1 protein-coding gene is annotated in these 1,025 nt (G+C 73.8%); it reads right to left on the bottom strand.

Annotated features, from left to right (window positions below; all coding sequences use genetic code 11):
• Positions 1 to 1,001: tetratricopeptide repeat protein (locus AB0C29_RS50205; RefSeq protein ID WP_360835704.1), on the bottom strand; the 1,001-nt coding region annotated here is incomplete at its 3' end.
• Positions 1,002 to 1,025: the final 24 nt, after the last annotated feature.

Here is a 1,025-nt window from a genome sequence, read left to right as displayed (position 1 = left end):
GTGCCGACCTTGGTGAACAGGGCGAGCGCGGTGCGCAGGTGCTCCGCCGCGGCGGCCGACCGGTCCGCCGCCAGCTCGGTGCGGCCCAGCCCGGCGTACGACTGGGCCTCGTCGATGGCGCTGTCGATCTCCTGGGCCAGGCCGAGCGCCAGCCGGTGATGCTGGGCGGCCCGGTCCAGCTCACCGAGATCCCGGTACGCGGCCCCCAGCTCGTTGAGCGCCTCCGCCTCGCCGCCGCGTACGCCGAGGTCGCGGACCAGGTCGATGGCTTCCGTCAGGGTCTCGATCGCGGCTGTGGGGTCACCGTTCTCGCGACGCAGAGTGCCGAGGAAGACCAGCCCCGTGGCCACGCCGAGCCGGCTGCCGACCTCCCGGCTGCGCTCGACGGCGAGGGCGAGCGCGTCCGCCGCACCGGCCCGGTCCCCGGTGCGGTGCAGCACGGCACCCAGGTGGTTGAGCGCACTCGATTCCCGCAGCCGATCGCCGAGCTCGCGGCACTGCGGCAGCGCCTCGGTCAGCGCTGCCTCGGCGGCCGGGTAGTCGCCGCGGATCCGGTGCACGTAACCCAGGACCGTCAGCACCGAGGACGTTCCCGGCAGATCGTTCAGCTCGCGCGAGCGGCGCAGCGACCGGTTCAGCAGATCCACCGCACCGGACAGGTCGGATCCCATGTACCGCACGATGCCCAGTTGCAGCAGCGCGTTGGCCTCGCCGCGGCGGTCGTCCAGCTCCGCATAGCGGTCGAGGGCATCTTGCAGCGGCGGCACCGCGCTCGGATGATCGCCGACGGAGTACCGCACCATGCCGAGTTGCAGCAGGGCGTTGGCCTCGCCGCCCCGGGAGCCCAGGCGGCGGTAGAGGTCGAGGGCACGCTGCAAGGCCTCGACGGCGCTGTCGTAGTCGCTGCGCAGGCGCTGCGTGTCCGCGAGACAGACCAGGGCGTACGCCTGCGCCCAGGGATCGTCGCGGTCCCGCGCGACCGTCGCCGCGGCCTGGTGCATCGCCTGTGCGTCGGCCCAGGGGCC

Origin of the sequence: Actinoplanes sp. NPDC048791 (assembly GCF_040650095.1) — a bacterium.
Classification (GTDB): Bacteria; Actinomycetota; Actinomycetes; order Mycobacteriales; family Micromonosporaceae; genus Actinoplanes.
This window is presented reverse-complemented; position numbering and strand designations above follow the sequence as displayed.